This is a genomic window from Curvivirga aplysinae (assembly GCF_009711445.1).
Taxonomy (GTDB): Bacteria; Pseudomonadota; Alphaproteobacteria; order UBA8366; family Aestuariispiraceae; genus Curvivirga; species Curvivirga aplysinae.
Genome location: NZ_SMMC01000155.1, coordinates 1 through 7,158 on the forward strand (window position 1 = coordinate 1; position 7,158 = coordinate 7,158).

4 protein-coding genes are annotated in these 7,158 nt (G+C 41.3%); 2 read left to right on the top strand and 2 right to left on the bottom strand.

Annotated elements, in window-relative coordinates; genetic code table 11:
- Window positions 1-723 (top strand): transporter substrate-binding domain-containing protein (locus E1160_RS06250; protein ID WP_218048743.1); only part of this gene is annotated, 723 nt, incomplete at its 5' end.
- Window positions 724-810: 87 nt separating this feature from the next.
- On the top strand, window positions 811-1,479 hold the full coding sequence (locus E1160_RS06255; protein ID WP_218048744.1) for a substrate-binding periplasmic protein: 669 nt from the start codon (window positions 811-813) through the stop codon (window positions 1,477-1,479).
- Window positions 1,480-1,491: 12 nt separating this feature from the next.
- On the opposite strand, the gene E1160_RS06260 is transcribed toward E1160_RS06255, so the two are convergent.
- Window positions 1,492-1,800, bottom strand: coding sequence for a hypothetical protein (locus E1160_RS06260; RefSeq protein ID WP_155154152.1), 309 nt, complete (start codon window positions 1,798-1,800; stop codon window positions 1,492-1,494).
- Window positions 1,801-1,910: 110 nt separating this feature from the next.
- Window positions 1,911-6,737, bottom strand: coding sequence for an NAD-glutamate dehydrogenase (locus tag E1160_RS06265; protein ID WP_155154153.1), 4,827 nt, complete (start codon window positions 6,735-6,737; stop codon window positions 1,911-1,913).
- Window positions 6,738-7,158: the final 421 nt, after the last annotated feature.

The window sequence follows — 7,158 nt, forward strand, 5'->3', positions numbered from 1 at the left end:
GTGCATCAAGGTCTAAATTCTAACGGGTGTAAAATGCATCGCATTCTGTTTTTGACATTTATTTTTCTCGGATATTTTGTATCGACTGTTTCAGCGAATTCTAAAGTATCGTTGGTAGTCGATGTAAATGAAGATATTGCGGCTCAGGTTAAACTTGTAGAGTGCGTTTTTGAATATTTGCCTGAAGAATTAGATGTGGTTGAAATACCTTGGAAGCGGGGGCAAATTGCTACGCAAAAAGGGGCCGTAGACGGTTTTTTTATTGCTGCACGCTCAGATGAACGTGATACTTATGCGAGTTATTCTGATGCGTTACGTGAAATTAAATGGTTTTACATTCTACGCAAAGAAAACAAGTTAGCACCTGATCATGCAGATTTTTATCAAGCACGATTTGGCTCCAGTCGTGGAACTAGACGTTTAATGTGGCTTCAAAATGAATTAGAAGCCAAAAGCATACAAAGTCATATAGAGATTGTAGCGAATACTACTCAAGGGATAAGCGAGCTACGTAAAGATAAATTTGATATCCTGTTATCGAATGGAAAAAGTTACCTGCAAGCTTTATGGCAATTAGGAGCGAATGCAGAAAGTTTTAAAACCTATCCCGTGAAAACGATCTCTGGTGGGGTGTATTTTGGTCATGCTTTTTTAGAACATAACCCTGATTTCCTGAGCCGTTTTAATAGCTATGTTGATAAATGCAAAGCCGCGAAAACATAAGAAGCTTCATTTAAGCATGCAATTATGTTAGCACTTTATCGTTTGAGTTATATTTAACTGCGTTTCTATTATGTTATGAACAGAAGTATGAAGTATATTTTTCTCTTTTTCTTATTTGGGTCTGTTTCATCATTTGCTGCGGAACCAGTAAAACTGGTTGTCGATATTAATCGTGATATGTTAACGCAATCAATGCCCGTCCAATGTGTATTTAAACAACTTGATGAGAAGTTACAAATTTTACAAATGCCTTGGAAACGTGGGCAGATCGCAACAAAAAATGGAGACGCGGATGGTTTTTTCATCGCTTCACATAGCCCAAAGCGAGATGAATATGCCGTATTTGGAGAGCCAATCGCAACCATTGAATGGATTTATGTCACGCATGTGAGTAATGATTTATCGCCGGATAATCCTGAATTTTATGCTTTACAATTTGGTTCAATTCATGGTGCGCGTCGAGTGGAATGGTTGCGTGGTGAATTAAAAAAGTATGGGACGCCTCAACCAATAAACCTTTTAGGTTCAACGGATCAAACCTTGAATGTGCTTGTGAAAGGGGAGTTGGATGTGGTTTTATCCAATCGTGCCAGTTACATACAAACGATTGAAAGCAACCCGAAGCTTAAAGACATGTTTCATGTTTTTACAGTTAGAAAAGTCCCAGGTGGTGTGTATTTTGGGAAGCGTTTTTTACAGAAAAATCCTGATTTTCTAGAACGTTATAATAACGCAGCAAAAAAATGTAATTTATAAGATCGTTTTGGTTTAATGAAGATATTGCATTTTATACTTTAAAATTACTTTTTCGGTTTCACGCGCCATCTGGAAATGTCCGGCTTGTTCAAGTGAAATCAGAAGCTGGATTTGTAGGTTATTGGCACTCATCATAGTTGCTTTACGCTTATCTGCTGTTTCAGCTGAGGCTTTTTTGATCAGTTCTTTGATCTGGTCAAGTAAATGCCCTTCATATGTTTTCTTTGGCAACTCTTTGTGAACGTTTACTGCTCTTTGAGTTGTGGGTTGTTTGATCCATTCATTGATTTTCAATTCCGCAAGAAATTCAAGAATACCCATTTGTTGATCCTCATTTTATGAATATCTATTTTTAATTTATGTATAGGAAAAGGAAAAGCCGAAACATTTTGATGTTCCGGCTTCTTTAAGTTTAAAACGGTAACGATGCTTTAATTGATCAGGTTTCTCAATTCTCGACTTACAACGGCTAACATCGCCAAGTCTATCTGGGGCAAATTATTAAGTTCATTAAGCAAGCTTTCTACGCGTTCCACTAATTCAGGGCGGCGTTTAGACCATGTCTCTATCGCTTCATCTCCATTTTCACCATCTTTCAGTACGCGAGACGTAATGTCTGACTGTAATCCCCAAAGATCGTCAATTGTGGCACTTAATGCCAAACGGTACCATTGGCTGTCCGCCGGGATGCGGTTCGCGGCAGAGCGCAACCAATCTAAGCCAAATTTGGTGCCGATAGATGCATAAGTTTGCCCAACTTCTTTAACTGGCTGGTTTGCTTGACCGGCAAGGCGCACAACATCGCAGGCAGAAGAAAGCATTTTTAACTGGCCAATCGCTTGTGCAAGATCGGCTGGGACACCGTCTTGTTCGAAACGCTTGGAACGCGCATCAATATTATCCAAAGCAATCTGACCTAGGATATCTTTCAGATTATCTTTCAGCGTTGCGACGCCAGATTTATATCTTTCGATGTTATCCGAAATATTTAGTGGATGTTCCTCATTGCGTAGGAACCACTCTGTCATCCGATTGATGGTACGACGGGTTTCTTGCAACATTTGTAATTGAACTTTGGAACCAGCCTTATTATCCAAAGCTTCAATTTGATTCCAAAGCTCACGTAAGCCGAATACTTCGCGGGTGATGGTATACGCTCGTGCTATATCCGGGGCACTCATCCCAGTACGTAAATTCATTTCATTTACAAATGCAGGACCAGTTCGGTTGATCATAGAATTTGTCACCGCAGTCGCAATAATTTCACGACGTAGGCGGTGTTTATGAATGTTTGAAAGATATTTTTCACGTAAAGGTGTTGGGAAGTAACGTTCCAAGTCTTCAGTCAATAAAGGATCATCAGGTAAATCAGATTCCAATAAATTCTGATAAGTGATGTTTTTCGCATATGCCAAGATTACAGAAAGTTCTGGACGACTTAATCCTTTTTGCGAGGCTAAACGATCAGAGATTTCTTCGTCATCAGGTAAGAACTCTAGGCCGCGATCCAAATCGCCACTTCGTTCCATAGATCGGATAGTGCGTTGGTGACTATCAAGATCTTTAACAGCCATCAGTTCAACCATGGAGACAGATTGTGTTTGTTGATAATTGTCTCGCAATACTAAAGCGGAAACTTCATCGGTCATTTCTTCCAATAACACATTGCGTTGCTTTTCGGTCATGTCACCACGTGCAACCACGTCACCGAGTAGGATTTTGATATTCACTTCATGGTCGGAACAATCCACACCCGCGGAATTATCAATGGCGTCTGTATTCACACGCCCGCCATTTTCAGCGAATTGAATACGGGCGCGATGGGTAACACCAAGATTTGCGCCCTCACCAAGAACCTTACATTTCAATTCATTTGCATTGACACGTAAGGAGTCATTTGCACGATCCCCAGCATCCGCGTCTGTCTCATCGGAATGTTTAATATAGGTCCCAATACCACCAAACCAGAGGAGATCAATTTCAGCTTTTAAAAGAGCGGAGATTAATTGATTAGGCGGCAAGCTATCGACATCCATACTAATCATTTTTTTAATTTCTGGGGTAAGGGAAATGGATTTTGCTTTGCGGTCAAAAATACCACCACCCTTAGAAATCAAGCTTTGATCATAAGCGTCCCATCCTTTGACTTCTTCAAATAGACGTTGACGTTCTTTGAAAGTTTTTGCTGAATCAGGGGTAGGATCAATAAAGTTATGGAGATGATTGAACGCTGCCTTCAAACAGATATGTTCAGAAAGCAACATACCGTTACCGAATACATCGCCCCCCATATCACCTACACCAATTACGGAGAAGTCTCGGGACTGTGTGTCATGGCCCATTTCGCGGAAATGACGTTTTACAGATTCCCAAGCACCACGGGCAGTAATGCCCATTTTCTTATGGTCATAACCAGCAGATCCACCAGACGCAAAAGCATCCCCTAACCAGAAACCGTTTTTAACAGAAACTTCGTTGGAATAATCAGAGAAGGTTGCGGTTCCTTTATCCGCGGCCACCACCAAATATGGATCATCCTCATCTTTGCGCACCACGTTTAATGGTGGCACAACTGTGTCGCCTTCAAGATTATCGGTAATATCCAGCATGCCCTGAATAAAGGTTTTATAGCAGGTAATACCTTCTTCCATGAAAGCAGCACGATCAGACATTGGTGGTGCTTTCTTTAGAACAAAACCACCTTTTGATCCCACAGGGACGATCACAGCATTTTTAACCTGCTGAGCTTTTACAAGGCCAAGGATCTCTGTGCGGAAATCTTCGCGGCGGTCTGACCAACGTAAACCCCCACGTGCAACCATGCCGAAACGTAGATGCACAGCTTCAAAACGCGGAGAATATACAAAAATCTCTCTAAGTGGTGCAGGTTGCGGTAAATCTTCAATCTCACGTGCTGCCAATTTGAAAGAAACATACGATTTTGGATTACCATTTTCCTCTTTCTGGAAAAAGCTGGTACGTAATGTTGATTGTACAATGTTAAGGAAACGGCGAAGAATACGGTCCTCATCTAGATTTTCAACCAAGTCCAATTTGGAAGAGATCAACTTGATCATATCCCCTTCGACTTTCTCCGACATATCACTTTGGAGGGCCGGATCAAACCGAATATGGAATAATTTGGCAATCAATCCTGCTAATTCAGCATTATTAGCCAGTGTTTCTTCCATATATGCTTGAGAGAATGGGATACGTGCCTGTCGTAAATACTTGGAATAAGCGCGAATAATCACGACATCTTGCCAATCTAAGCCTGCAGTTAACACTAAACGGTTATAAGCGTCATTTTCAACTTGACCAGACCAGATATGTTTAAAGCTTACATGAAAACTTTCGCGGATTGCGCTGTAATTTACTGGTTGTTTATCTGCGGTTTCTAAAACGAAGTCGTGAACAACGGTATAACCGTCTGTGTTAGCTGGTCGGATTTCATAAGGTGCTTCTTCTAACACCTTAAGACCCATATTTTCCAGCATAGGCATGATTTCTGAGAGAACTACTGGACCGTCATAACTAAAAACTTTAAAGCGTAGTTGGTGGTCTTCTGCTTCAATTGGATGATAAAGACTAACTTCTATCTCTTTATTTGTCAGTTGATTTTCAATTTTACCAAGATCATAAATTGCTGTTTGAACGGCTTGATTATCTTTATAAGATGTAGGGAAAGCATCTGCATAACGGCGATGCAAGTAAAGGCCGCGTTCTTCACCTTCACTTTCAATTAATGCTTGGCGTAGTTTGTCTTCCCATGTGCGACCCGCTTCGATGACACGTGTTTCAATGTCACGTACAGAAATATCAGGTACTTCACCAGGAGTAGTTCCAATGATGAAATGGACGCGGCACAAAGGCTCATCAGTCATGTAGGTGTAATGGGCAGAGACTTGTCCTTCATAACATTTGCTTAGGACGTCACCGATTTTTTTGCGCAAGGCTGACGAAAAACGATCCTTTGGCACATAAACGATTGCAGACATGAAGCGTTCAAAAGCATCTTGGCGTGTGAAAAGCGCGATGCGCTGGCGTTCCTGAAGATACACTATGCCAAGAACCGTTTGAGCAAGTTCATCTTCTGAAATTTGGAATAGCTCATCACGTGGATAATTTTCGACTACATGCAAAATTGCTTTGGTCATATGGCTACTGGTTTGCGAAAGGTCTAAACGATCGATAACCGCTTTTACCTTACGTCGTAGTAACGGAATCTCGCGTGGCGACTGGTTGTATGCCTCCGATGTAAAGAGGCCTGCAAAGATGCGTTCACCGATTGCTTTACCTTTACCATCATATACTTTTATCGCAATCGTATCCATGTAGACACGACGATGGACAGTCGACCTGCGGCTGGCTTTCATTGTGCGCGCTACACCTAAAGAATCGATATATTTACGAATGTCGTCCGATAACTTACCTGAATCGGTTAGGCCCTCGATGATGGTAAATTGTGGGTCTCGTAATAGGCCTAGGCCGCTTCCTTTAACGGGTTCAAGATAGTTTTTGCCACTTCCATAAGACATTTCCGTGTATCCAAGGAAGGTGAAATTATCATCGTGAATCCACTGCATGTAATCTTTGAGTTCATCGAACTCCTCTTTGCTGACACCTTTGGGCGGGCTCTTTGAGAATGTAGACACTTGCTCTTTCGCTTTTTCGCGCATGGACGGCCAATCTTCCACGGCTGCGCGTACGTCAGCAAGGACAGTGTTTAAACCTTTTTCGATTTCTGCAAGGGCTTCTTCCGAGGTTTGTTCATCGACCTCAAGAGACATATAGGATTCGCGAATACTTCCTTTCGGGTTTTTACCGTAAGTCAGTTTTTCCAATTTACCAGATGCATCTCGTTCAGCGCAGAAAACCGGATGTACAACCAAATGGACTCCAAGGTTCTGGCGGGATAATTCCATTGCAACAGAATCTACAAGGAAGGGCATATCATCATTAACTATTTCAATGACAGTGTGGGTGGAATGCCAGCCATGTTGTTCCATCCGCGGATTATAAACGCGAATTTTTGCTTCGCCTTCTTTTCGTAATTGCCCCCATGTCCACATAGAAATTGCTGCACCATATAAATCTTCGGGATCACGCTCATCCATGTCGGATGGTGGGACATTCATGTAGTAATGGTCAATGAAGTCTTGGGCCGCTTTGCCTTTTGCCCCTGACATCCGTTTTGATACAAATCCGGATACTTTTTCTAACAGCTCTTCTTTACGAGTTTCCAGCTGTTTTGACATGCGCTTATCTCCCGCTTTATGTCAGATGAAAGCGTAGACCTGCGAAGTCCCTGTTCTAACCATTGTCGAATTTCTTAATCTATCGACAAATCTATTCCAAAGAATTGAGGTCTGCGAAACCTATGGTTTTATGAGCGCTCTTTCATCAATGGTTTTATTCTAATCTTTTTTATAATTTGGCACGAATTATTAAAATTCGGGCGCAAAAAGGGTAGTGGCTATGCGACACTAAAAGAATCTTAACTGCTTTTTTTTACTATGTCATTAATAAAGCATAGCTTTTTTTGCACTTCGGTTCTTTTTTCAGGAAATACTTATAAATGTGAAAGATCAATGCTGCAAAAGATTGTTTATAACGATTTTTCAAAGCAGGTGTTAGGCCGGGCAATAGTAGTAAGTTGTCTCTAGCTTATATAAGTAT

Coding starts and splice junctions, on each gene's coding strand:
- E1160_RS06255 (WP_218048744.1), top strand. CDS start 811: ATGAAGTATATTTTTCTCTTTTTCTTATTTGGGTCTGTTTCATCATTT.
- E1160_RS06260 (WP_155154152.1), bottom strand. CDS start 1,800: ATGGGTATTCTTGAATTTCTTGCGGAATTGAAAATCAATGAATGGATC.
- E1160_RS06265 (WP_155154153.1), bottom strand. CDS start 6,737: ATGTCAAAACAGCTGGAAACTCGTAAAGAAGAGCTGTTAGAAAAAGTA.